Source organism: Variovorax sp. 05N34 (assembly GCF_056397405.1).
This window is the reverse complement of sequence record NZ_JBFTNI010000009.1, coordinates 275827-297857: the sequence shown is the minus strand read 5'-3', so window position 1 is coordinate 297857 and position 22031 is coordinate 275827. Positions and strand designations below refer to the sequence as shown.

Here is a 22031-nt window from a genome sequence, read left to right as displayed (position 1 = left end):
CGGACGTGTACACCGCTCAGGGAACCATCGAGAAGTCCCATCTTCTGGAGCAGCATCAGCCGCTCGTGCGGCGCATCGCACTGCAGATGATCGCCAAGCTGCCCGCCAGCGTCGAACTCGACGACCTCATTCAGGCCGGCATGATCGGCCTGCTCGATGCATCGTCGCGCTATCAGGACAACAAGGGCGCGCAGTTCGAGACCTTCGTCAGCCAGCGCATCCGCGGCGCGATGCTCGACGAACTGCGCGCCAGCGACTGGGGGTCGAGAGGCTTGCGCCAATCGGCGCGCGGCGTCGAGAAGGCCATCCAGAAGCTGGAGCACCGCCTTGGACGCTCCCCGACTGAAGGCGAGATCGCCAAGGAGCTGAAGATGGACCTGGAGGGCTATCAGTCGCTGCTGCAGGAGATCCAGGGTTGCCAATTGCTCTACGTCGAAGATTTTGCGAAGGGAGACGCGGAGAATCCGTTCCTCGATTTGCACGCGCAGGATGCACGGCGGGGCCAGCGCGACAGCGACGATCCGCTGGAGCAACTGCTGGAAAGCGGCTTTCGGCATCAGCTCGTCGACGCGATATCAGCGCTGCCGGAGCGCGACCAGTTGCTGCTGAATCTCTACTACGAGGAAGAACTCAACCTGCGCGAGATCGGCGCGATCCTCGAGGTGAGCCAGAGTCGCGTCTGCCAACTGCACAGCCAGGCGATCAGTCGCCTGAGAGCTCGGCTCAAGGAGCTGCTCTGAAGGGGTGCGCTATGTGCGCGAGGGGGACGGAGCCCTGAGGCCTGCGAACTCCGTTCTCGGAAATTCTTCTTCTTGCAGGGATGACGACTGCGCGGGCCGCTCGCCTGGCAGCCCGGAGAATTCCGTTCGAGCGAATAGCTCGGGAGCGTGGAGCGCGGCATCACTGGCGCTTGGTGCTGCCGATGCGTGCGACGGCGCCTCGAGGAAGTTTGGCGGTGCAACGCTGACAGGTGTCGCAGCCTGCCGCATCCGGGCGTTCTCCCGAAGGCGCGCGAGCTCTGCGCGCAGATCATCCATTTGCCGCATTCCGGAGGCGGGCGTTGTCGGCGCGGGCGGCGCTTCGACTGCGGGGGGCTCGAACAGAGTGGCCAGTTCCGGCTCGAGCGGTGTTTCCTCGATGACCGTGATTCCTGCATCGGGCGCTTGCTCCTCGCCATGCGCCTGCTCGGGCTCGCGTGGGGCAGGACGGTGCTCGCTCGGACCTTGCACAGCGGCACGCAATGCAGCCAGCCTGGCCGCGAGCTCCGCCTCCTCATCGTCATCGTCATCGTCGTCATTGACCTGATCGTCAACTTCGCCGCGCTGACGGGGGGCGATCGGCGCGCGCACTGACTCGCGCTTGGCTTCCGGGATCGGAGTGGAGGGAGCATCCGGCAACAGCCGACGAAGCGCTGCCAACTTGCTGAAGCTGAGCATCGCCAGGAACACCGACGCGGTCGCGCCGACAAAGCTGAAGCCGCCCAATAAAGGCGCCCAGCCGACGCAGGCGATGCCGAAAGCGAGAGAGACGAGTCCGAGGATGGCGAAGCGATAGCCGACGCGGTTGTTGTTCATGGAGTTCCAAGCGTTTCAACCGGATTCTCCGAACGGCGAGTGGTTTTCGCTCGCGGGGCGCTGGATTTAGTACTGAAGTATGCCTATTACTTCACGTAGGCGCGGGGGAAAGAGGCGCAGGTTTCAATGCTGAGAGGTGGTCGGGCCGGTCAACAAGCCGGCGACGGGTACAAGCGCGGCCCTGAACGTTCATGGGGCTGCCGAGCCACGAGCAACTGAACACGAACTGGGTCCCGTCACCGGCCAATGCTCAGGACGAAGTCGAAGGTTGGCCAACGGCTGCCTCCTTTTTGGTCCGTAGCCAGTGCTCATAGTCGGCAAGGTACTCCGCAAATGCGCTGCGATCGACTTCAGCGAGTGCTTTGAACATGCGTCGTTGTTCATCGACGCTGGGGAGTGCCTTCAATATGTCTGCGAAGCTGCTGCCGAGAGTATTTCGAACCTCTTCTGACAGGTCCGCTTCAGAGTACGTATATAGCGGTGTATTCAGCCATTTTTCAATCTCTTCCCTCGGATAGGCGAGTGGAACAAGGTGACGATCCAGGATTCGAACAAGAGGTGGATCGTTGTCTTCTCTTTTTCCGAACTGCTCTACGTATTGCGGAAATCTTGAAAGAGCCCCCGAGTAGTTGAAACTCAGCGGCTCCTGTGTTGCTCCAGGTTGTCCGCTTTGCAGGAAGAAGATCCAGGAGCGAGTGCAACGGACTGCTTCCGTCAGCTCCGCACGGATTACCAGCACCGCGGTGAACTCGGTGGGTTCGAGCTTGTCGGAGAAATACGATGTCTGCGCAAGTGTGCGGGTCACTGCCGCTTCGAAGTCTTCGAGCCACCTAATCGCCTCCTTTCGATATTTATCGAATTGATCGATCTGCTGTTTGACCACGGCTCGGGAAAACTTTAGATCCTCCAACTTCGCGATGTCCCATTCGATCGCTTTAGCGTGGGATTTGTGCGCGATCGCAAGCAGAGTGGGGGCGAAGGCGTTGTCTCGTTCCATCGCTTGAAAATTGATCCAGCTCATCAGCAACGGCCTGGCAAGGGCGCGGAAGTCTTCCAACAGCACCGAAAGCGTGACTTGACGAAGGTCTCGCAGCTTGTTTCGGCGTCGGCGTTCGATCAAAGTCGCGGTAAGCGGCGCCACGATAAGGACGCTGACGACGCCCGAAACAAGGCTTGATCCAAACACAAGCTTCAAGAGACTCCAGGTGTCTTCGAGCATGCTGCGTCCTCCGTCCTAGTCGCAGACTGTAGACGATCCGGTTGCCATTCGCTATTGACGCAGGTGTGGTCGCCGGGTTCTGAATTCAAGTTCATGGCGCCAGCAGCCGCCAGACATCGGCCCATCCCCGAGTGCGGAACCAGAGGCCTTTCGCCACTGTGTTCCATAGGCAGGCCCGAAGCTCGTCTTCCAAGACCTCGAGTTGCAGAGCTTTCTGCATCGGCTTGTGTCCCATGCGTTGGAGAAAAGATGCGAGGCGCCCATGCCGCTTGAACTTGCCTGCAGTTGCCTAAGGAAGCCCACAAACAAAAGAAGTCCGCTATCGATTTGATAGCGGACTTTTTTACCTGCGATTGGTGCCGGAGAGATGAATCGAACACCCGACCTTCTCATTACGAATGAGCTGCTCTACCGACTGAGCTACACCGGCTAAGCTCGCGATTATAGCGTCTCGTGATAGCCAGTCACTCGCTCGACTTCATTCTTTGACCCCAACACAACAGCAACGCGTTCGTGCAGTTTCGAAGGCTCCAGATCGAGGATGCGTGTGCGCCCGTTGGTGGCCGCGCCGCCGGCCTGTTCGACGAGCCAGCTCATCGGATTGGCCTCGTACATCAAGCGCAGCTTGCCTGCCTTTTCAGGCTCGCGCTTGTCCCACGGGTACATGAAGATGCCGCCGCGCATCAGGATGCGATGCACGTCGGTCACCATGCTGGCGATCCAGCGCATGTTGAAGTCCTTGCCGCGCGGGCCTTCCTTGCCGGCGAGGCATTCGTCGATGTAGCGCTTCACCGGGGCGTCCCAGTGGCGCATGTTGCTCATGTTGATCGCGAATTCCTTGGTGTCGGCCGGGATCTGGATGTCTTCCTGCGTGAGCATGAAGGAGCCTTGCTCGCGATCGAGCGTGAACATCGCGACGCCCGCGCCGACTGTCAGCACCAGCGTGGTCTGCGGGCCGTAGATGCAGTAGCCCGCAGCAACCTGTTTGCTGCCCGCCTGGAGGAAATCGCTTTCCTGAACACCGGGCGTGTCGTCCGCCTTCTTGAGCACGCTGAAGATGGTGCCGATGCTCACGTTCACATCGATGTTGCTCGATCCGTCGAGGGGATCGAAGAGGAGCAAGTATTCGCCTTGCGGATAGCGGTTGGGCACGACGTAGATGCTGTCCATCTCCTCGCTCGCCATCGCGGCGAGATGGCCGCCCCATTCGTTGGCTTCGATGAGCACTTCGTTGGCGATGATGTCGAGCTTCTTCTGTACTTCGCCTTGCACGTTCTCGCTGCCGGCCGAGCCGAGTACGCCGCCGAGCGCGCCTTTGTTGACGGCTTGGCTGATGCTCTTGCAGGCGCGGGCGACCACTTCGAGAAGCAGGCGCAACTGGCCGGGGATCAACCCGTCGGCGCGCTGTTGTTCGACGAGGTAGCGGGTGAGTGAAATCTTGTGTTGAGCCATGTAGGGAGGTCCTTGATCGGTCAGGCGGCCAATGCGCGTGTGACGACTTCGTGAGTGTCCTTGCTGAGGTCGGGGCGGGCGGCGACGCGGGCGATGGCTTCGCGTGCGGCGCTGCGGTAGGGTTCGGCGAGCTTGCTCCAGCGGTCGAGCGCGCGCGCGAGACGTGCGGCCACTTGCGGGTTGATCGCGTCTAGTTCGATCACTCGGTCGCTCCAGAACACATAGCCCGCGGCGTCTGGACGGTGCAGGCCGCCGGGGTTGCCGCTGCAGTAGCTGAAGATCACGCTGCGTGCGCGATTCGGGTTCTTGATGGAGAAGTCCGGGTGCTTCATCAGTTGCTTGACCAGCGGCAGGATGTCGCCGCCGCGGTCGGGTGCACCTGCTTGCAGCGAGAACCACTTGTCGATCACCAGCGCTTCATCCTTGAAGATCTCGTGGAAGCGCGCCAATGCCTGTGCAGCGAGCGCATGGCCGGAGGAGACCAGCGCGTTCAGGGCGTTGAATCGATCGGTCATGTTGCCCGCGTCCTTGAACCGCTGAAGCGTCTTGCAGGGCCACACGGTGTCGCCGGATGCACGCGCGGCAAGGCACAGGTGCGTGAGCGCGATGCCCGCCAAGGCGCGGCGGCCAGACGAAACCGGGTCTGCCGTATAGGCGCCGGTGTCGCGGTTCTGCTCGTAGACCTGTTCCCAGTCGGCGAAGAGTGCGGTGGCGATTTGCGCCCGCATGGCTTCGCGCACTGCGTGCACGCGCTGGGGGTCGACCACCTCGAGCTGTTCGGCGATATAGGTCTCCGACGGCAGCGTCAGGACGAGTTCCTTGAAGGCCGCATCGAGCTGGGGATGGCGCAGCACACTGCGCATCGCGTCGATGAACGCGTCGTTCAGCGGCAGTTCGCCCGGACTTGCCGGCGACGCAATGGCTCGCAGAGCGGCACGCAGGGCCAGGCGCTGTCCGGCTTCCCAGCGGTTGAACGGATCGGGATCGTTGGCGAGCAGCGTCAGCAGCTGCGCGTCGGCGTAGTCGTAGTCGAGGATCACCGGTGCGCTGAACCCGCGCAGGATCGAAGGCACCGGCTCCGCGTCGACATTGACGAAAGTGATTTGCTCGCCGGCACGCGTGAGCACGAGGGTGCGCGTGCCTTGCGTCGCCTCGGCTTCGCCTTCGAGTTGCAGCGGCAGTTCGCGCCCGTCGGCACTCAGCAAGCCGATGTTCACCGGAATCACGAATGGGTCCTTGACAGGCTGGCCCGGTGTGGGCGGGCAGCTTTGAACAAAGCTCAGCGTGTAGCTGCGGCTGGCTGCGTCATAGACGCCGTGTGCGGCGACGCGCGGCGTGCCTGCCTGGCTGTACCAGCGCTTGAACTGGGGCAGCAGGCGCGCCAGATCGGACTCGGGATTCGCATCGGCGATGGCTTGCGCGAAGTCGTCGCAAGTCACGGCCTGGCCGTCGTGGCGTTCGAAATAGAGCGTGATTCCGCGCTCGAAACCCTTGCGGCCGACCAGCGTCTGCATCATGCGAACGACCTCGGCACCCTTCTCGTAGATGGTGACGGTGTAGAAGTTGCTGATCTCGATATAGCTGTCGGGCCGCACGGGGTGCGCCATCGGGCCGGCGTCTTCGGGAAACTGCGCGGTGCGCAGGACCCGCACATCCTCGATGCGCTTGACCGCGCGAGCCGACGCATCGGCGCACAGGTCCTGGCTGAACTCCTGGTCGCGGAAGACGGTGAGGCCCTCCTTGAGCGACAACTGGAACCAGTCGCGGCAAGTCACGCGGTCGCCGCTCCAGTTATGGAAGTATTCGTGCCCGACGACGCTTTCAATGTTGCTGTAGTCGGCATCGGTCGCGGTGGCCTGGTTGGCGAGAACGTACTTCGTGTTGAAGATGTTCAGGCCCTTGTTCTCCATCGCACCCATGTTGAAGTCGCAGGTCGCGACGATCATGAAGCGGTCGAGGTCCAGCGGCAGGCCGAAGCGGGCTTCGTCCCACATCACCGAATTGATGAGTGAATTCATTGCGTGCTCGGTCTTGTCGAGGTCGCCCGCGCGAACATAGACCTGCAGCAGATGCTCCTTGCCATTGCGCGCCTTGATGCGCTGCTCGCGCGCCACCAGCTTGCCAGCGACCAGCGCGAAGAGGTAGCTCGGCTTGCGGAAGGGATCGACCCATTTCGCGAAGTGGCGGCCTTCGGGCAGTTCGCCTTGCTCGACGAGATTGCCATTGGACAGCAGCACCGGGTAGGCGGCCTTGGCGGCGCGCAGTGTCACGGTATAGCTCGCCATCACATCCGGGCGGTCCAGGAAATAAGTGATGCGGCGGAAGCCCTCGGCTTCGCATTGCGTGAAGAAGGTGTCCTCGCTGACGAAGAGGCCCATGAGCTTGGTGTTCTTGCTCGGGCAGCAGGTGGTGAAGATCTCCAACTCGAAACTTTCTGGCAGGTTGTCGATCACCAGCTGATCGCCCTCCATGCGAAAGGACGCACCCTGGCCGTCGACCAGCACGCGGGCGAGATTGAGCTCGTCGCCGTCGAGGCGCAACGGCTCCGGCGCCATGTCCGGATTGCGGCGCAGCCGCATGCGGTTGAGCACTCGCGTCTTGGCGGGGTCCAGGTCGAAGGTGAGATCGACCGTATCGATCCAGTAGGCAGGCGCGCTGTAGTCCTCGCGGCGAATCGCCACGGGCTGGCCTTGGGCATCACGCAACAGCATCGAATGTCTCCAGAAAGTTTGAGTTTGCGAGTTCGTTGTAGTCACGCACGGCCGCAATCACATGCGGCCCCGCGAGTTCGGAGGCGCTGTGGGTGGTGCAGACCGCCACGGCCATCATGCCGCCACGGCGGGCGGCCTCGATGCCGAAGGGGGCGTCTTCGAAGACGACGCAGCGCTCAGGAGCGACGCCGATGCGGCGCGCCGCTTCGAGAAAAATGGCTGGCTCGGGTTTTCCCGGAAACCCTTCGTCGCCGCCAACAATGGCCAGGGGAGCCCGCTCCAGGCGGAGATTCGACATCGTGAAGGCGATGTTGTGCTTGTCCCCGGCGGTGCCAACAGCGATCTTGAGGCCTCGTGCTGCCGCTGCGCTTGCGAAAGCCCGAAAACCGTCGACCTCGCGAAATGCCGCACCGAACAGCTCGCGGTAGATTGATTCCTTGGCGTGCGTGATCTCAGCGCTTTCTGCCGGCGTGACTTCGCGGCCCATGAGCTCGCAGGCGCATTCGAACGCCGTACGGCCGGTGGTGCGCCGCATGAAATGAGGCACGTCGATATCGAGGCCGTTGCGGCGCCCGTACTCGACCCAGGCCTTGGCGTGCCAGGGCATGGAGTCGATCATGGTGCCGTCCATGTCGAAGATCAGGGCTTCGGGCTTTTCCATCGCGCCCTGCATCAGACGCCTTGCTTCAACGAGGCTTCGATGAAAGCATCGAGGTCGCCATCCAGCACCTTTTGCGTGGCCGAGATTTCGACGTTGGTGCGAAGGTCCTTGATGCGGCTGTTGTCCAGCACGTAGCTGCGGATCTGATGACCCCAGCCCACGTCGGTCTTGCTGTCCTCGAGCTTTTGCTGCTCTTCCTGGCGCTTGCGCATCTCGTGGTCATACAGGCGCGAGCGCAGGCGTTTCCAGGCGACGTCACGGTTGCTGTGCTGGCTTCGGCCGTCCTGGCACTGCACGACGATGCCCGTCGGAATGTGCGTGAGCCGCACGGCAGAGTCAGTCTTGTTGATGTGCTGGCCGCCAGCGCCGCTGGCGCGGAAGGTGTCGGTGCGCACGTCCGCCGGGTTGATCTCGATCTCGATGGAATCGTCGATTTCCGGGTAGACGAAGATGCTCGCAAAGCTGGTGTGCCGCCCGCCCGAGGAGTCGAAGGGCGACTTGCGCACCAGCCGATGCACGCCTGTTTCGGTACGCAGCAAGCCGAAAGCGTAGTCACCTTCGACCTTGATAGTTGCGCCCTTGATGCCGGCGGTATCGCCCGGCGTCTCGTCTTCGATCTGGGTCTTGAAACCCTTGCGCTCGGCGTACTTGAGGTACTGGCGCAGCAGCATGCTGGCCCAATCGCAAGCTTCGGTACCGCCGGCGCCAGCCTGGATATCGACGAATGCGTTCAGCGGATCTGCCGGGTTGTTGAACATCCGGCGGAATTCGAGCTGCTTGATGTCCGCTTCGAGCTTGGCGGCGTCATCGGCGATGGCTTGCAGGCCATCCATGTCGCCTTCGTCCTTCGACATTTCGAAGAGCTCGGTGTTGTCCGACAGGCCACTGGTGAGGCGGTCGAGCGTGACGACCACGTCGTCGAGCGACTTCTTTTCCTTGCCCAGCTCCTGGGCCTTCTTGGGATCGTTCCAGACGTTGGGATCTTCGAGCGATGCGTTGACCGTCCTCAGGCGTTCGGCTTTGGCATCGTAGTCAAAGATACCTCCGTAAATCGACGGTCCGGGCGGTCAGGTCCGCGAGGGTTGCGCCGATTTGGTTGATTTGCTCTGCATCCATGGGGTGTCCTGACTGTGTTCGGGGAAAACCGGGCATTTTCTCATGCCCGCCATGGCCGGGTCCGGGGGAGGGCGGCCTGCCCGGAACCGCTTTCAAGAGCTCAGAAATTCCTCGATCAACGATGCCAGGCGTGCAGGCTGGTCGTGGTGCAGCATGTGGCCGGCGTCCTCGATCCGGGCGATGCGAGCGTTCGGCACTTTCTTCAGGCGCTCGTGGAATTCCGCCAGCGTGTAGCGTCCCTTCCACCATTGGCTGAGGCTGTCGTCCGAGGCCTCCACGGCCAGCAGCGGAGCGGTGATGGCGGCATAGAGGGCCAACGTCTCGTCGACCCGGAAGATATGGGCGTTGATGATCTTGTGCGCCGGGTCGCCGAGGATTTCCCACCGATCACCGCCGTCCGGGTGCGGTTTGCCGACCGACCAGTGAGCAGCGAGCCAGTCGGCCTTGTCCTGGGTGAGACGCGGATTGGTCTTCATGAGCCGGCGGGCGACGCCGTCCGCCTGCGAGTAGCCGGCCAGCGCCATTTCACCGCGGTGCAGACGCTTGAGTTCGTCGATCCACTTGCCATAGCGCTCCGGCGCCTGCTCGGGGACAAACGCAGGCATGCCGAAGCCTTCGAGGTTGACCAGCCGGCGGACCCGTTGCGGGCGCACGCCGGCATATTGCATGGCCACGTTGCCACCCATGCTGTGCCCAACCAGATCGACGGGGGATTCACCCGCATAGTGGTCCAGCAGCCAGTCCAGGTCTGCGAGGTAGTCGGGCATCCAGTAGTTGTCGACGTTGCCGCCACTGGTGAGGCCGAACCCTCGCCAATCCGGCGCAATGATCCAGCGATCGTCCGCCATTGCGTCGACCGCGAATTGCCAGGACGCTGCAACGTCCATCCAGCCGTGAAGCAGCACCAGCGGCGGTCGCGCAGTCGAAGGCGAGCCCCACAGGCGCACGTGGTAATTCAGATTGCGCACAGGAACGAATTCGCTGCGCGAGACGCGGAGAGCTTGGTACATCGGGCTCGAATGATACGGATGCCGCCAGCGCCGCGCAGTCCGGTGCAAGACATGCGGAGGCGGCAGCAGGTAGCATTTCGCCCATGCAAAAAATCCAACTCGGTCAGAGCGACCTCCACGTCACCCCGGTCTGCCTCGGCACCATGACTTTCGGTGAGCAAGTCAATGAGCCGACCGCTCACGCGATCCTCGATCGTGCATTCGAGCGCGGCATCGATTTCATCGACACTGCGGAGATGTACGCCGTGCCGGCCCGCAAGGAAACCTTCGGGGCTACGGAAACCATCATCGGCAACTGGTTCGACAAGAACCCCGGCATGCGCCAGAAGATCGTGCTGGCGACCAAAGTTGCCGGACCGTCGCGCGGCATGCCGTGGGTGCGAGAAGGCGAGGGCATGACGCCCGCCGACATCGCCGCGTCATGTGACGCAAGCCTGAAGCGACTGAAGACGGACGTGATCGATCTCTATCAGATCCATTGGCCGGAGCGCCATGTGCCGGCCTTTGGTTCGATCTACTACGACCCGACGAAGGAGAGGTCGGCCACGTCGATTCATGAGCAGCTCGAAGCCTTGGGCAAGCTCGTCAAGGCGGGCAAGGTGCGCGCCATTGGGCTTTCGAACGAAACGCCCTACGGGGTCCACGAATTCGTGCGGCTTTCCGAGCAGCACGGCCTGCCACGGGTTGCGACCGTACAGAACGTCTATTGCCTGATCAGCCGTGCGCTGGAAAACGGCCTCGACGAGACGATGCATCGGCTTGGTGTTTCGCTTCTGGCCTACTCGCCGTTGGCTTTCGGCCTGCTGACCGGCAAGTACGACGAGAGCGGCACCGAAGGCCCTTCGGCACCCAAGGGTGCGCGCATTTCGGGATATGAATCGGTGCGCAAGCAGCGCTGGGGCCGTCCCGACGCGCTCGCGGCAGCGCGGCGCTACAACGCGCTGGCAAAGGCGCACGGTCTCACCCCGACAAAGCTCGCCTTGGCTTTCTGCTACACCAAATGGCAGGTTGCGAGCACGATCATCGGTGTGACTTCGCTTGCCCAACTTGAAGAGGACCTCGACGCCTGGGGCACCAAGCTCTCGCCCCAGGTGTTGGCCGAGATCGACAAGATCCGCTGGGAAATGCGCGATCCCGCAGCCTGATGACGGCGACGTGAGCAAGAAAACGCACGTTTCCGAAACGCCCGCAACCCAGTTGCTGCGGGCGAACGGCATCGCGTTTACCGAACATCCGTACGAATATCTCGAACACGGCGGCGCGCAACACAGCGCCGAAGTGCTCGGCTTCGATCCCTTCACGGTGGTCAAGACACTCGTGATGCAAGACCAGGACGCCAAGCCGCTGATCGTGCTCATGCACGGCAATCGCACCGTTTCGACCAAGAATCTCGCGCGACAGATCGGCGCGAAATCGGTCGAACCTTGCAAACCCGAAGTGGCGAACCGGCACAGTGGGTATCTTGTCGGCGGCACGTCGCCGTTCGGCACGCGGCGCGAGATGCCGGTCTACGTGGAGTCGACCATCCTTGAACTGCTTCGCATCGCCATCAATGGCGGACGGCGGGGCTATCTGATCGGGATCGACCCGCAGGTCTGCGTGAAGCTGCTGGGCGCAAAGCCGGTGCAGTGCGCGCTGGCAGAATAGCCGGCTGCCTCATTCGGAGGCGTGCCGCCGGGTTTGCCGGCCCGGAGACACTGTGAGTTCTTACTTTCCTTCGCTCATCGCGATCGTTCTTTCGTACCTGCTCGGATCCTTGTCATTTGCGGTGATCGTCAGCAAATCGCTCGGCATGGCGGACCCTCGCAGCTATGGCAGCAAGAATCCGGGCGCCACGAACGTGCTGCGTTCGGGCAACAAAGGCGCGGCGCTGGCGACACTTCTGCTCGATGCACTCAAGGGCTGGATCCCCGTGTTCCTGATCCAGCACTTCGGCGCGGGTTTCGGCATGGGGCAGGGTGTTGCAGCGCTCGCCGGCTTGGCGGCATTTCTCGGACACCTCTACCCCGTCTTCTTCGGCTTCGAGGGCGGCAAGGGCGTCGCCACTGCGGCGGGGGTACTCGTCGGCATCGCGTGGCTGCTCGGGCTGGCGACCGGCGCCACATGGCTGATCATTGCCATTTTCTTTCGCTATTCGTCGCTGGCTTCGATCGTGGCCGCTTTCTTTGCGCCGGCTTACTACCTGATCGGCGGCGACATCGCGTGGCCGCTGGACCTCACGGTGTTGTTGTCGCTGGTTTCCGTGAGCCTGCTCCTGATCTGGCGGCATCGCGAGAACATCCGGCGCCTTGCCGCTGGCACCGAATCCAGGCTCGGTTCCAAAGCTCGTAAATAAACAGAAGGACAAAACATGCCAACCATTCAACGCTTCCACGTCGGTCCGCGCCTGAGCGAGACGGCGGTGCACAACGGCACTATCTATCTTGCCGGTCAGGTGGCGGACAACACCACCGAGGACATCCGCGGCCAGACCGCACAGGTTCTCGCCATGGTGGACCGCTTGCTTGCCGAGGCCGGCAGCGATAAATCGCGCATCCTGATGACGCAGATCTTTTTGGCCGACATCGCTGAAATCGGCGCGATGAACGAAGTGTGGGACGCCTGGATTCCCGCCGACAACACGCCGCCACGCGCGACGGTGCAGGCCGCAATGGCTAACCCCGGCTACAAGATCGAAATCGTTGTGACGGCCGCGGCTGCTTGAGCCTCAGAACCGCTTTTCGAGAACCATCTGGTCGGCATCGCGCCGCATTGAAAAGCGGCTGATGAAGCTGTTGCCGAGCAGGACGTAGGGCATCGGCTGCTGCGAGACGATCGCATCGACGTCGTAGATTTCCACGTCGCCGACCCGCACTGAATCGAGGCGTAGGCGATAGCCCTGCGCAGGGCCATTGGCGGTGTTCATGCGCACGGGTTGCCCCTTGCTGAAGTCGAGCCCGATGCGTTGCGCGTCGGCAGCCGACATCGAGACATTCGTCGCGCCTGTGTCCAGCATGAACGTCACGGCCCGCTCGTTGATGGCTCCCTGCGTCATGAAATGGCCGCCGCTCGACACAGGCAGCACGATCCGCGTCCCACCTGCGACGCTGGATGCTCCGCCGATGCTCGCCGGCGTGTCCATACGCAGCGCCATGCGCTTGCCGCCGGCTTCGACAGTCGCCTGCTCACCTTGCAGCGCCAGCAACTTGACCCCCTTGAACGTCTCGCCCACCGCCACGGTCTTCGGCGAACCGCCGTCTACCATCAGTATCGCCCGGCTCCCAATAGTCCCCGTCAGCATCACCGACTGAGCCTGAGCCAAAGTACAGCCCGCCACCAGTAACGCCAGCGCGCCCACCCGCCAAGACCAGGAACACCGCGGAACCGACTTAGCCGGGCCGCTCGAAAAATAGGAACACCGCGGAACTGGCTTTGCCAGGCCGCCGGTGTTGCCCCCGGTAGGGCGTGGAGAGCGACACGAAGTGCGCGAGCCTGGGGGCGAGCCGGTGTTTCCACTGGCGAGGGGGTGGGCGGCCACACGAAGTGGGCAAGCCTGGGGGTGTGCCACTCAATCCCTGAAGTTGTTGAACGTCAGTGGCATGTCGGGCACGTCCTTTTTGATCAGTGCCATCGCTGCCTGGAGATCGTCGCGCTTGGCGCCAGTGACCCGTACCGCATCTCCCTGGATGGCGGCCTGCACTTTGAGCTTGCTGTCCTTGATCAGGCGCTGAATCTTCTTGGCCGTCTCGGATTCGATCCCGTTCTTGACCTTGATGACCTGCTTGACCTTGTCGCCGCCGATCTTTTGGACGTCACCCTTGTCGAGAAAGCGGACGTCGACGCTGCGCTTGGTGAGCTTTGCGCGCAGGATGTCCTCGACCTGCACGAGTTGGAATTCGGCGTCACCGATCATGGTGATTTCCTTGTCCTTGAGCTCGACAGCGGCCGCTGTGCCCTTGAAATCGAAGCGCGTTCCGATTTCCTTTGCGGTGTTCTCCACTGCGTTCTTGACCTCGGGCAAGTTGGGTTCACAAACGGTGTCAAAAGACGGCATGAAGGCTCCGGGCGGCAACAAATTGAAAGGGCCACGCGCAGTGCCGCGCGGCGGTGCGAATGCGACAATTCTCCCATGATCGTGGAGCACAACGTACCGCTGCAACAGCACAACAGTTTTGGCATCGTGGCCCGTGCGCAGCATCTGGCACGCGTCGCCGGCGATGCAGACGTGGCGGCGCTGCTGGCTGATGCGCAATGGCACTCGATGTCCAAGTTCGTGCTCGGCGGCGGCAGCAACATCGTGCTGACCGGCGACGTCAAGCCGCTCGTGCTGAAGGTCGAGATCAAGGGGCTCAGGATGCTCGAAGAGACGTCGCACGCCTGGGTCGTCGAAGCCGGCGCGGGCGAAGTCTGGCACGACACGGTCTTGTGGACACTCGAGCAAGGCTTCCCGGGGCTTGAAAACCTGGCGCTCATTCCCGGGACCGTGGGCGGGTCGCCGGTGCAGAACATCGGCGCCTATGGTGTCGAACTGCAAGATCGATTTGATTCGCTGGATGCCATCGACCTCGACACAGGCCGCGCTTTCTCGCTGGACGCGGCGCAGTGTGCGTTCGGCTACCGCGATTCGGTGTTCAAGCATGTTGCTACGCGCGAAAACGATTTCGGCCTCGCCGGGCGTGCGCTCATCACCCGAGTGCGTTTCCGCCTGCCAAAGCCCTGGAAGCCAGTGCTCGGGTATCTGGACCTTGAACGCAAGATGGCCGAAACCGGCAACTTCACGCCCAGCGCAATGGAAATCTTCGACTGGATCTGCGCGATCCGCCGCGCCAAGCTGCCCGATTGGCGCGTGCTCGGCAATGCCGGCAGCTTCTTCAAGAACCCGACCGTCACGCCCGAACAGTGCGCTGACATCATTGCGCGCGACCCGAAGATCGTTCACTACCCGATGGCGGACGGCACCATCAAGCTCGCGGCCGGTTGGCTGATCGACGCCTGCGGCTGGAAAGGCAAGTCGGTCGGCAATGCCGGCGTCTATGAGCGGCAAGCGCTGGTGCTGGTCAATCGCGGTGGCAAGACGGACCCGGTGACCGGCGGCGAGGTGATGACACTTGCCAAGGCCATCCAGACCAGCGTCTACGAACGGTTCGGAATCCGTCTCGAGCCCGAGCCAGTGGTCATTTAGCTCGCCCCCAAGCTGCGCGCACTTCGTGTCGCTTCGCCTACCCCCTGCCGGGGGCAACACCAGCAGCCCGGCGGAGCCGGTTCTGCGGTGTTTCTGGGTTTGCGCGGGGTTACTTGGGGTCGTCGTTTTTTAGCTGGGGGAGGGCGGCGCCTTGGGTGGAGGAGAGGAGCCCGGCGCGGGTGTAGATGGCGAGTTTGTCGCGGGTGTCGACGATGTCGAGGTTGCGCATGGTGAGTTGGCCGATGCGGTCGGCGGGCGAGAAGCTGGATTCGCCCTTTTCCATGGTCAGGCGCTCAGGCTGATAGGTGAGGTTGGGCGATACGGTGTTCAGGATCGAATAGTCGTTGCCGCGGCGCAGTTCGATGGTCACTTCGCCGGTGATGGCGCGGGCGATCCAGCGCTGAGCGGTCTCCCGCAGCATGATGGCTTGTGGATCGAACCAGCGGCCCTGATAGAGGAGGCGGCCGAGCCGTCGTCCCTGGTCCCTGTACTGCTCGATGGTGTCTTCGTTGTGGATGCCGGTCACCAGGCGTTCGTAGGCGATGAAGAGGAGCGCGAGACCGGGAGCCTCATAGATGCCGCGGCTCTTCGCCTCGATGATCCGGTTCTCGATCTGATCGCTCATGCCCAGGCCATGGCGGCCGCCCACGCGGTTGGCTTCGAGAATCAGGTCGACCAGGCTCGCGTATTCGACGCCATTGATGGCGACCGGCCGCCCTTCGACGAAGCTCACGATGACTTCTTCGCGCTTGACTTCGACTTCGTCCTTCCAGAAGGCGACGCCCATGATGGGCTGGACGATCTTCATGCCGCTGTTCAGGTGCTCGAGGTCCTTGGCTTCGTGCGTTGCACCCAGCATGTTGGAGTCGGTCGAGTAGGCCTTCTCTGCAGACATCTTGTAGGCGAAGCCGGCCTTCTGCATGAATTCCGACATCTCGGCGCGGCCGCCCAGCTCGTCGATGAAGGTCTGGTCGAGCCAGGGTTTGTAGATCTTCAGCGCCGGATTGGTGAGCAAGCCGTATCGGTAGAAGCGCTCGATGTCGTTGCCCTTGTAGGTGCTGCCGTCGCCCCAGATGTTGACATCGTCTTCCTTCATGGCCGAAACGAGCATGGTGCCGGTCACCGCACGCCCGAGCGGCGTGGTGTTGAAGTAGGTCACTCCGGCCGTGGTGACGTGGAAGGCGCCGGCCTGCAGCGCTGCAAGGCCTTCGGCGGCGAGTTGGGTGCGGCAGTCGATCAGGCGGGCGTTCTCGGCGCCGTAGAGCATCGCCTTGCGGGGAATCTCGTCGTAATCCGGTTCATCCGGCTGGCCGAGATTCGCGGTGTAGGCATAGGGAATGGCGCCCTTGTTGCGCATCCAATGCAGCGCGGCGCTGGTGTCGAGGCCGCCCGAAAAGGCGATGCCGACTTTCTGGCCGGCGGGAACGTTCTGGAGAATGGTGGACATGCTCTGATTACCAGTTCAGCCGAAATGGCAGATGTAGCTGTAGGGCTCGCCGCTCACGCGGATCTGGAAGCTGGAGTTGCCTGGCACGCTGAACTTCTGGCCAAGGCCCGACGCCACCCATTCGCTGCTACCTGGAAGCATGTATTCGCAGCTGCCGCCGGTTCCTTCCATGATCTCCGGCGCGCCGGTGCTGAAGGTGAGGGTGGACGGCAGGATCACGCCGACCGATTTCTTGGTGCCGTCAGCGAGCGTGAGGCTGTGGCTCACGCATTTGCCGTCGAAGTACACGTTGGCCTTGGTCGATACCGAGGCGCTCTGGAGGAATTCGGTTGTGCTCATGAAATTGGAGGGGCGTGGCACCGGACGCGGTCGGCGCCGGTTGGAAAAGCCGGTGATTTTAGGCTTCCCGGCCGCCCCTCCGGGCCTGCGGCGCGATGCCGGACTCAGCGCCAGCGGCCGCCCCACCCGCGCGAGTAGCCGAAGCCCAGCGAAATGCCGATTGGCGGATAGGCGTAAGCCGGCGCGTAGTAAGCGGGCGCCGGGTAGTAGACAGGCGCCGGCTGTACGTACACGGGGGCCGGCTGTGCGTAGACGGGCGCTGGCGCCGGAGCCCCGCCGCCGGAGACCACCAGACCTTGTTCCGGAACGACGTTGTCCCAGTTCTGAGGCGCCGGTGCCTGTCCGATCTGGGACTGCGGCGCCACCGGCGTCGTGGTCACGCCATAGTTGCCGACGTCCACCGAAATGCTCGCCCCCGGAGGCGTGTCTGTTCGGGTGGTGTATTGGCGCCCTGCATATTCGTAAGTGACATTGAAGCTGATGTGCCCGTTCGACTCGGTCACCGGCGAGGTGGAAATCACTCTCGCCAACACCTGTTCTGCCTGAGCCATGGTGGCGCCGCCTGCCAGCGCGGCGGCCAATACCGAAAGTGCCGAAATCTTGCGAAGGGTGTTCGTGTTCATGTCATAACTCCTGAAAATGGGCCGCATGCCCCGATGATCGGATTTGACGCGCTGGCCTGGATTGGGTTCAACCGTTTACACGACATGGCTTTTCCATTGGTCGGCATCAAATCCGGTCGTCACGCCCGCGGAGGGCCCCCACTCGACCACCGGCCTTTTGATCAGGCTTGGATTGGCGAGCAAGGCGGCGCGAGCGGACGGTGCATCGATCACCGTCGCGCGAGCCGCGTCGTCGAGGCGGCGCCATGTGGTTCCGCGGCGATTGACCAGCGCTTCCCAACCTGGCGCGAGCAGCCATTGGTCCAGGCGGGCTTCGGGGACGCCTTCCTTCTTGAAGTCGTGAAATCGGTACGCGACACCGTGTTCGTCAAGCCAGGCGCGGGCGCGCTTGACCGTGTCGCAGTTCGGAATGCCATAAAGGGTTGTCATGCCTCGATGATGCCCCGGGCCCGCGTCGGCGACAATTCCGGGCTCCATGAAAACCCTCGCCGAATGGCTGGCGCACGCTGAGCGCCTGCACCCCAAGAACATCGAACTCGGGCTCGACCGGGTCCGCGCAGTCGCCGAGCGGCTGGGCCTTTCCTTCGACTGCCCCGTCATCACAGTAGCCGGCACCAACGGCAAGGGCTCGACCTGCGCCATGCTGGAGTCGATCCTCACGCATGCCGGCTACAGAACTGCCGTCTTCACCTCTCCGCATCTCGTGCATTTCGAGGAGCGGCTCAGGTTGCGCGGCGAAGCAGTCGACGGCGCCGAACTGGCGAAGCATTTCGAAGCCGTCGAGCGCGGCCGCGGCGATGTCGCGCTCACCTATTTCGAATTCACGACGCTCGCCATTTTGTTGTGCATTGCGGAAAACAAGCCTGACGTCGCCATCCTCGAAGTCGGGCTAGGCGGCCGGCTCGATGCGGTCAACATCATCGACGCGGATTGCGCCGTGATCACGAGCATCGATCTTGACCACATGGAGTTCCTCGGTCCCAACCGAGAGAGCATCGGCTTCGAGAAGGCCGGCATCCTGCGAGCCGGGCGTCCGGCGATCGTCAGCGATCCGGTTCCACCCCAGAGCGTGATCGATCATGCCAATGCCATCGGCGCCGATCTATGGCTCGTCGGCCGCGACTTCAATGTTTCGGGCGACAAGCAGCAGTGGGGCTGGAGCGGCCGGGGCCGCCGCTATAGTGGCTTGGCCTACCCGGCATTGCGTGGTGCCAACCAGTTGATCAATGCCGCAGGGGTGCTCGCGGCGCTCGAATCACTGCGGCAGCGCCTTCCGGTGACCGCACAGGCCGTGCGCAACGGGCTGGCGATGGTCGAACTGCCAGGGCGTTTCCAGATCATCCCCGGCGAGCCGACGCTGGTGCTCGATGTTGCGCACAACCCGCACGCAGTTGCCGCGCTCGCCGAAAACCTCGACGCGATGGGCTTCTACCCGACCACCCATGGCGTCTTCGGCGTCATGGCCGACAAGGATCTGGCGCCCATCCTGTCCCGGGTCGGGCCGATGATCGATCGCTGGTACTTCACTGATTTGCCAACGGAGCGCGCAGCCAAGGCGGACGGTTTGCTGGCTCGCTGGCAAGCTCAAAACAAGCGTTCGGACGTCAGCGGAAGCGCGCACCACACACCCGTGGAAGCGCTGCAGGCGGCCATCGAGCACGCGGACCCCACTGATAGAATCGTCGTCTTCGGATCGTTCTTCACCGTGGGTGGCGTGCTCGAGCACGGAACCCCTCGTCTGGGGGCCAGGCACTTGTCGCCGGGCTCCTGAAACAGCCTGATCTCCGGCGCTTTTTCCACCTCACGCTGCACTCCATCAGGAAAACGAATTTCATGGCGTTCTTCAAGTTCCGCGCACGCGGTCCTCAGGGCAACGAAGGGCGAAACACCGCCGCCTCGGCACCACCGGCGGAGAGCGTCGAGGCAATGCGCCGGCGCGCACGCCATCGCCTTGTCGGCGCTGCCGTTTTGGTGTTGATCGGCGTCATCGGTTTCCCCCTGTTGTTCGACACGCAGCCGCGTCCCGTCCCTGTCGACATCCCCATCGAAGTGCCGGATCGAGCCAAGGCCAAGCCACTGACGCTTCCGTCCACGCCGGCACCCGCACCCGCTGCCTCCGGCAAGCCCGGTGCAAGCGCATCGGCCAACGACAGCATCATCACTGAGGCAGCGGACGGCAGCGAGATTCCGCAGGGCAAGGCCACTGCCGCAGCGCCGCCGGCAAACGCCAATTCCGAGCCTGTGCCTGAATCCAAACCTGAGCCGAAGCCAAAGGCGGAGGCCAGAGCCGAGCCAAAACCCGAGCCTAAGCCCGAGCCCAAAGCCGAAGCCAAACCCGAGCCGAAATCCGCGCCGCCGAAGCCAGCGGTTGCATCGGATGACGGCGGCCGTGCGCGCGCCTTGCTCGAGGGCAAGTCCACTGCCTCCACTGCAACGACCACAAAGTCCGCCGCCGCCACATCCGACGAAAACGGCCGTTTCGTGGTGCAGGTCGGCGCGTTCGCCGATGCAGACAAGGCGAAGGAAGTGCGCCAGAAACTCGAAAAGGCAGGACTCAAGACCTACATGCACGTCGCGAAGACTGCCGATGGCGAACGCACGCGTGTGCGTGTCGGCCCCTTTGCTTCGCGCGCGGAGGCAGATCGCGCTGCAAGCAAGGTCAAGGGCTTGTCTTTGCCGGCAGCCATCCTCAGCTTGTAGCCTGCACCCAACCAAGTGGCCCTCCTCGACTGGATCGCCGTCGCCCTGGTGGTGGTTTCGATGTTGCTGGGGCTGATGCGCGGCCTGGTCTTCGAGGTGATGTTGCTCGCCGGATGGGTGGCTGCCTTCCTGTGCGCGCAATGGCTTGCGGAAGACGTCGGCAGGTGGTTGCCTTTTGGCGATCCGGCCGCGACCTGGCGCTATGCGGCAGGCTTCGTGCTGGTGTTCGTGGCGGTGGTCTTCGGAGTGGGGCTGGTTGCTTCGCTCACGCGCAAGCTGGTGACCGCGATTGGATTGCGGCCCGTCGATCGAATACTGGGCGGCGTCTTCGGCGTGGCTCGCGGCGCGACGGCTTTGTTGGCCGTTGCGGTGGTTGTTCATTTGCTGGCGTTGAGCGACAGTGCCTGGTGGCACGAATCGCGAAGCGCCATTGTTCTCGATGCGGCATTGCAGGGCCTGAAACCCGCTTTGCCTGAAAAGTTGGCAAGCTACCTGCCCTGAGAGGATTGCTTCATGTGTGGAATCGTCGGCGTTGTCAGTAGCGCTCCCGTCAATCAGCTGCTCTATGACGCACTGCTGCTCCTGCAGCACCGCGGCCAGGACGCGGCCGGCATCGTCACACTGCTGGAACGCAAGTTCTTCATGCACAAGGCCAAGGGCATGGTTCGCGACGTGTTCCGCACGCGCAACATGCGCGCACTGCCCGGCGACGTCGGGCTGGGCCAGGTGCGCTACCCCACGGCCGGCAACGCCTACAGCGAGGAAGAGGCGCAGCCGTTTTACGTGAATGCGCCCTTTGGCATCGTGCTGGTGCATAACGGCAACCTCACCAACGCACATGCGCTGCGCGCGGAACTGTTCTCGACCGACCACCGTCACACCAACACCGAGAGCGACTCCGAAGTGTTGCTCAACGTGCTGGCTCACGAGATCGATCGCTCGACGCGAGGCGGGGCGCTCAACTCGGCAACGCTGTTCGAAGCAGTGCGCAACGTGCACCGTCGTCTGCGCGGCTCCTATGCCGTCGTGGCACTGATCGCCGGGCATGGCTTGCTGGCGTTTCGCGATCCCTATGGCATCCGCCCGCTCGCCCTGGGTCGCGGCGCAGACGGCACCGTGATGGTCGCAAGCGAATCGGTTGCACTCGAAGGTTCCGGCCACGTCTTCGAACGGAACATCGGCGCGGGCGAAGCGGTGTTCGTCGATCTGCAGGGGCAAGTGCATGCCCAGCAATGTGCCGATTCGCCGACGCTCAACCCGTGCATCTTCGAGTTCGTCTATCTGGCGCGGCCCGATTCCGTGCTCGATGGCATCTCGGTTTACCAGGCGCGACTGAACCTCGGCGAGACCTTGGCCAAGCGTGTGGTTTCGACGGTCCCTCCAAGCGAGATCGACGTCATCATTCCCATTCCGGAATCCAGCCGGCCGAGCGCGACGCAGCTTGCGCATCTGCTCGGCGTGCCCTATCGCGAAGGCTTCGTGAAGAACCGCTATGTCGGCCGCACCTTCATCATGCCGGGCCAGGGGGTCCGCAAGAAGTCTGTGCGCCAGAAGCTCAACGTGATCGCCAGCGAGTTCAAGGGACGCAACGTGCTGCTGGTCGACGACTCCATCGTTCGTGGCACCACCAGCCGCGAGATCGTGCAAATGGCGCGTGACGCGGGCGCACGCAAGGTGTACCTTGCCAGCGCTGCCCCGCCGGTGCGCTTTCCCAACGTCTACGGCATCGACATGCCGACCAAGGACGAACTGGTGGCGCACGACCGCACCATCGAACAGATCCGCGAATTGATCGGCTGCGATGCGCTGATCTACCAGGATGTGGACGCGATGAAGCGCGCAATCGGTTCGTTGAACGCGAAGCTCGATGGGTTCGATGCGTCCTGTTTCGACGGCGTCTACGTGACCGGCGACATCGACACGGAAGCCATCTCGAGGATGAACGGAAATCGTCCTCGCATCGAAGAGACGGAAGAAGATTCGTCCCGCCTGGCCCTTCCTAACCTGAGCTGAAACAA

23 protein-coding genes and 1 tRNA gene are annotated in these 22031 nt (G+C 62.9%); 10 read left to right on the top strand and 14 right to left on the bottom strand.

The window, feature by feature from the left end; all coding sequences use genetic code 11:
• Nucleotides 1-5: 5 nt before the first annotated feature.
• Nucleotides 6-740 carry an RNA polymerase sigma factor FliA gene (locus AC1DMA_RS24240; protein ID WP_478127041.1) on the top strand — a complete coding sequence of 245 codons (735 nt, stop codon included), beginning with the start codon at nt 6-8 and terminating at the stop codon, nt 738-740.
• 9 nt (nt 741-749) lie between these two features.
• Here AC1DMA_RS24240 and AC1DMA_RS24235 read toward each other — a convergent pair whose 3' ends face one another.
• From AC1DMA_RS24235 to AC1DMA_RS24200, 8 genes are all read right to left on the bottom strand, one after another.
• Entirely contained in the window at nt 750-1574 is an 825-nt protein-coding gene (locus AC1DMA_RS24235; protein ID WP_478145721.1) for a hypothetical protein, read from the bottom strand.
• A gap of 250 nt (nt 1575-1824) precedes the next feature.
• Complete coding sequence (locus AC1DMA_RS24230; protein WP_478127039.1) at nt 1825-2793, bottom strand: hypothetical protein; 969 nt, start codon at nt 2791-2793, stop codon at nt 1825-1827.
• Between the two features lie 354 nt (nt 2794-3147).
• Nucleotides 3148-3223: transfer RNA gene (locus tag AC1DMA_RS24225), tRNA-Thr, on the bottom strand.
• Nucleotides 3224-3234: 11 nt separating this feature from the next.
• Entirely contained in the window at nt 3235-4245 is a 1011-nt protein-coding gene (locus AC1DMA_RS24220; protein WP_478127038.1) for a class 1 fructose-bisphosphatase, read from the bottom strand.
• A gap of 20 nt (nt 4246-4265) precedes the next feature.
• Entirely contained in the window at nt 4266-6956 is a 2691-nt protein-coding gene (gene pepN / locus AC1DMA_RS24215; RefSeq protein WP_478145720.1) for an aminopeptidase N, read from the bottom strand.
• On the bottom strand, nt 6943-7617 hold the full coding sequence (locus AC1DMA_RS24210) for an HAD family hydrolase (RefSeq protein WP_478127036.1): 675 nt from the start codon (nt 7615-7617) through the stop codon (nt 6943-6945). Before AC1DMA_RS24210 ends, pepN begins: the two co-directional genes overlap by 14 nt.
• An 11-nt stretch (nt 7618-7628) precedes the next feature.
• Nucleotides 7629-8733 (bottom strand): peptide chain release factor 2 gene (gene prfB / locus AC1DMA_RS24205; RefSeq protein WP_478127035.1). Its coding sequence is split into 2 segments (ribosomal slippage): nt 7629-8651 and nt 8653-8733, totalling 1104 coding nucleotides; the frame shifts between segments, so codons are not numbered across the junction.
• Nucleotides 8734-8825: 92 nt separating this feature from the next.
• A complete protein-coding gene (locus tag AC1DMA_RS24200) occupies nt 8826-9743 on the bottom strand; it encodes an alpha/beta fold hydrolase (RefSeq protein WP_478145719.1) in 918 nt (305 codons plus the stop codon).
• A gap of 83 nt (nt 9744-9826) precedes the next feature.
• Here AC1DMA_RS24200 and AC1DMA_RS24195 point away from each other — a divergent pair, with 83 nt between their 5' ends.
• Genes AC1DMA_RS24195 through AC1DMA_RS24180 form a run of 4 tightly spaced genes read left to right on the top strand, consistent with a single transcriptional unit; the run spans nt 9827 to nt 12447 of the window.
• Entirely contained in the window at nt 9827-10888 is a 1062-nt protein-coding gene (locus AC1DMA_RS24195; RefSeq protein WP_478127033.1) for an aldo/keto reductase, read from the top strand.
• Between the two features lie 10 nt (nt 10889-10898).
• Entirely contained in the window at nt 10899-11390 is a 492-nt protein-coding gene (locus AC1DMA_RS24190; protein WP_478127032.1) for an aminoacyl-tRNA deacylase, read from the top strand.
• A 52-nt stretch (nt 11391-11442) separates the two neighbouring features.
• Nucleotides 11443-12078: a glycerol-3-phosphate 1-O-acyltransferase PlsY gene (gene plsY, locus AC1DMA_RS24185; protein WP_478127031.1), complete on the top strand. Its 636-nt coding sequence runs from the start codon at nt 11443-11445 to the stop codon at nt 12076-12078.
• Nucleotides 12079-12093: 15 nt separating this feature from the next.
• Nucleotides 12094-12447, top strand: coding sequence for a RidA family protein (locus tag AC1DMA_RS24180; RefSeq protein ID WP_478127030.1), 354 nt, complete (start codon nt 12094-12096; stop codon nt 12445-12447).
• A 3-nt stretch (nt 12448-12450) separates the two neighbouring features.
• Here the strand turns inward: AC1DMA_RS24180 and AC1DMA_RS24175 are convergent, their stop codons facing one another.
• Both AC1DMA_RS24175 and AC1DMA_RS24170 read right to left on the bottom strand, forming a co-directional pair.
• A complete protein-coding gene (locus AC1DMA_RS24175) occupies nt 12451-13023 on the bottom strand; it encodes a retropepsin-like aspartic protease family protein (RefSeq protein WP_478145754.1) in 573 nt (190 codons plus the stop codon).
• A gap of 267 nt (nt 13024-13290) precedes the next feature.
• Nucleotides 13291-13776, bottom strand: a complete 486-nt coding sequence (locus AC1DMA_RS24170) for a YajQ family cyclic di-GMP-binding protein (RefSeq protein WP_478127029.1) — start codon at nt 13774-13776, stop codon at nt 13291-13293.
• Between the two features lie 75 nt (nt 13777-13851).
• On the opposite strand from AC1DMA_RS24170, the gene murB reads away from it, so the two are divergent.
• Nucleotides 13852-14904, top strand: a complete 1053-nt coding sequence (murB, locus tag AC1DMA_RS24165) for a UDP-N-acetylmuramate dehydrogenase (protein WP_478145718.1) — start codon at nt 13852-13854, stop codon at nt 14902-14904.
• Nucleotides 14905-15013: 109 nt separating this feature from the next.
• On the opposite strand, the gene argG is transcribed toward murB, so the two are convergent.
• The 4 genes from argG to AC1DMA_RS24145 form a co-directional block, all read right to left on the bottom strand.
• Nucleotides 15014-16351 carry an argininosuccinate synthase gene (argG, locus tag AC1DMA_RS24160; RefSeq protein ID WP_478127027.1) on the bottom strand — a complete coding sequence of 446 codons (1338 nt, stop codon included), beginning with the start codon at nt 16349-16351 and terminating at the stop codon, nt 15014-15016.
• A 15-nt stretch (nt 16352-16366) separates the two neighbouring features.
• The gene (gene ppnP, locus AC1DMA_RS24155) at nt 16367-16690 is read right to left on the bottom strand and encodes a pyrimidine/purine nucleoside phosphorylase (RefSeq protein ID WP_478145717.1); all 324 of its coding nucleotides are present in this window, start codon (nt 16688-16690) and stop codon (nt 16367-16369) included.
• Between the two features lie 104 nt (nt 16691-16794).
• Nucleotides 16795-17313 (bottom strand): hypothetical protein, encoded by a 519-nt coding sequence (locus AC1DMA_RS24150; RefSeq protein WP_478145716.1) that lies wholly within the window; start codon nt 17311-17313, stop codon nt 16795-16797.
• 75 nt (nt 17314-17388) lie between these two features.
• A complete protein-coding gene (locus AC1DMA_RS24145) occupies nt 17389-17742 on the bottom strand; it encodes an ArsC family reductase (RefSeq protein WP_478127024.1) in 354 nt (117 codons plus the stop codon).
• Nucleotides 17743-17776: 34 nt separating this feature from the next.
• On the opposite strand from AC1DMA_RS24145, the gene folC reads away from it, so the two are divergent.
• The 4 genes from folC to purF all read left to right on the top strand — a co-directional run bounded on the left by folC (nt 17777) and on the right by purF (nt 22026).
• Nucleotides 17777-19084, top strand: coding sequence for a bifunctional tetrahydrofolate synthase/dihydrofolate synthase (gene folC, locus AC1DMA_RS24140; RefSeq protein ID WP_478145753.1), 1308 nt, complete (start codon nt 17777-17779; stop codon nt 19082-19084).
• A gap of 62 nt (nt 19085-19146) precedes the next feature.
• Entirely contained in the window at nt 19147-20013 is an 867-nt protein-coding gene (locus AC1DMA_RS24135) for an SPOR domain-containing protein (RefSeq protein WP_478127023.1), read from the top strand.
• 15 nt (nt 20014-20028) lie between these two features.
• The gene (locus AC1DMA_RS24130) at nt 20029-20514 is read left to right on the top strand and encodes a CvpA family protein (RefSeq protein ID WP_478127022.1); all 486 of its coding nucleotides are present in this window, start codon (nt 20029-20031) and stop codon (nt 20512-20514) included.
• Between the two features lie 12 nt (nt 20515-20526).
• Nucleotides 20527-22026 (top strand): amidophosphoribosyltransferase, encoded by a 1500-nt coding sequence (purF, locus tag AC1DMA_RS24125; protein WP_478127021.1) that lies wholly within the window; start codon nt 20527-20529, stop codon nt 22024-22026.
• Nucleotides 22027-22031 lie beyond the last annotated feature (5 nt).